Raw genomic sequence first — 2,762 nt, forward strand, 5'->3', positions numbered from 1 at the left:
GGAGGGTTCCGCAAAGGTTTTTGTCGTCGTGGAGTGCCAAAATGCCCCGTCAATGCATCAAGTGCAAATAATTATCATTAGTGACAGTAGATAACGGAACAAGGCAAGGGGACACGATGAACAAGAAGCACACTAAAGGACGCGGACTGTGTGGGGCAGGGGCGCGTCGTTTGATGCTCGGGGCGGGCGTGGTGCTGGTCAGTATGCCGGCGCAGGCGGACGACTCGACGCTGGTGCTGGATACGCAGCGGGTCACTGGTCTGCGTCTGTATGACATGGCCTCCAGTGAAGAAAGTGGTGGCTATAGTGTCGATGCCGCCACGGTGGGCTCCAAGGTGCCGGCCTCGCTGCGCGACATCCCGCAGTCCGTCAGCGTCGTGACCCATGACGCCATCGAGGACCAGAACTTCATCACCCTGGATCAGCTGGCGGCGCGTACGCCGGGCGTCCGGGTGCTGAACAACGACAGTGGCCGCTCGTCCATCTTCGCGCGTGGCTATGAGTACGATGCCTACAGCATCGATGGCCTGTCCGCGCCGATGTCGAGCCTGACGGGCTCGGTGCCTTCGCTGACCGCCATCGATCGGGTCGAGGTCATGCGCGGGCCGTCGGGGCTCTTCAACAGCACCAGTGAGCTGGGCGGCGTCATCAATCTGGTGCGCAAGCGCCCGACCGATACCTTCCAGGGCTCCATCAGCGGCAGCGTCGGTACGCTGGATGACAGAAGCGTCAGCGTCGATATCTCCGGGCCCATCGATGAGCAGGGCCGTATCCGCGGGCGCCTGGTGACCCGCTCCACGGAGCAGGCGCAGTGGGTCGATGACAACGACAACACGCTGAATGATTTCTATGGCGCGCTGGATATCGATCTCGACGAGAACACCGAGCTGTCACTGGGCGTGATCCACAACACCAAGGACATCACCGTCAATCAGGGTCAGCCGGTGGGCAGCGATGGCGACTTCACCTACGGTCGAAGTTCGGCCTTCTATGGCGCGGACTGGAACAGCTTCGAGAGCGACTCCACCGATGTCATCGCCGAGCTGACGCACCACTTCAGTTCGCGCGGTTATGGACGTCTGGCGGCGCGTTACAGTGATCGCAATGCCGATTACGAGTACGCCTACAGTGGCTCCGCGCTCAGTGACAGCGGCGACATGAGCAGTGTCGCGGGCTATGCCGGTTTCACCGATGAGACCTCGGTGAGCGTGGATGCCAGCTACACCCAGGGCTTCGATGCCTTCGGCAACCAGAACGAATTCGTGGTCGGGGTCGACTACAAGACCTCAGAAGCGGACACCACCGCAGCGCGCACCAGCAATCTGACCGGCTCCAGCGCCAGCATCAGCGAGCTGAACAACCTGGCCTATGTCGACATTCTCGGCAACGCGCGTGACGACGTCAGCGGCTACAGCCTGTCGCGCACCGAGACCACCCTCGAAGAACAGGGCCTGTACGGCAAGGTGACGCTGCGTCCCGTGGCGCCGCTGGCCGTGATACTGGGCGCGCGGGTCAGCCATTTCTCGGCGGACTCCGAAGACAGGATCAATGGCGGCAGCAGCGACATGCAGGACACGGCTGTCACGCCCTACGGCGGACTCGTGTACGACCTGGACGCCGATCACTCCGTCTATGCCAGCTACTCCAAGGTCTTCGAGCCTCAGACCAGTGAAGGCGAGGACGGGGACCTGATCGACCCGCGGGAAGGCGAGCAATACGAGATCGGCATCAAGGGCAGCTATCTGGATGGCGCCCTCAATGCGCGCATCAGTGGCTTCCAGCTGACCGACAGCCACCGCGCGGCATCCTCCACCGACAGCAGCGTCGATTACTCGGTGGATTCCGGCAAGATGCGCATCACCGGTGCGGAGCTGGAGCTTGCCGGCAACATCACGCCGCAGTGGGATGTCATCTTCGGCTACACCTACATGGACTCCGAGGTGCTGGAAGCCGGCAGCTCCGATGCCCTGTTGATGCTGATGCCCAACAACATGGTCAATCTGTGGACCCAGTATCGCTTCGAAGGCAACCTGCTGGACGGCGTATCCGTCGGTGCCGGCATGACGGCGCTGAGTGACTTCGACAGCACCCAGGGCACCATCCATGCACCGGGCTATGCGGTATTCGATGCCATGCTCGGTTACCAGTTCACGCCACGACTCAGCGGCCAGCTGAACGTCTACAACCTGTTCGACCGCGAATATTACGTGCGCGCCGGTTCTGCTAGTGTCTTCAACTTCGTGGGACGCCCGGCCAGCGCCGTCGCCACCATGAAGTATGAGTTCTGATGGTGACTCTCGGATTGCGTGCGCGCTTGAGGCTATTCGCCCGGCTACAGGCATGGGGACTCATCATGCTGACATCCGCTGCTGTCAGCTTGCCGGCCCTTGCCATGACTCACGCCGCTGATGAGGCGCTGGCAGGCACCACGACCTCCTTCACCCAGCATTCGCGCCTCACGGGGCACGATTATCTGATCCAGGTGGCATTGCCCAGGGTCGCGCCGCCGCAAGGGGGCTATCCCGTGCTGCTGGTACTGGATGGCAATCGCCACCTTGATCTGTTCACGGCGGCGCGGGATGTGCTGGGCCGCCGTGGCTTTGACAAGGCACCGGCGAATCTCGCCATCGTCGCGGTCGGCTATGCGGGCGCTGACGAGCAGACAGAGGCGACGCGCGCCACCATCACGACACTGCGCTACCAGGACTTCACGCCACCGCTCACCAGCGGCACCGCACCTGAAGGCACGGGTGGCGGGGCGC

2 protein-coding genes are annotated in these 2,762 nt (G+C 62.6%); both read left to right on the forward strand.

Going from position 1 to position 2,762, the window contains the following annotated elements:
• Positions 1–116: 116 nt before the first annotated feature.
• The gene (locus AC4FAH_RS14350) at positions 117–2,288 is read left to right on the forward strand and encodes a TonB-dependent siderophore receptor (protein WP_490246288.1); all 2,172 of its coding nucleotides are present in this window, start codon (positions 117–119) and stop codon (positions 2,286–2,288) included.
• A gap of 104 nt (positions 2,289–2,392) precedes the next feature.
• A partial coding sequence (locus AC4FAH_RS14355; protein ID WP_490246289.1) for an alpha/beta hydrolase-fold protein occupies positions 2,393–2,762 on the forward strand: 370 nt, incomplete at its 3' end.

It is taken from the genome of Cobetia sp., assembly GCF_983723665.1.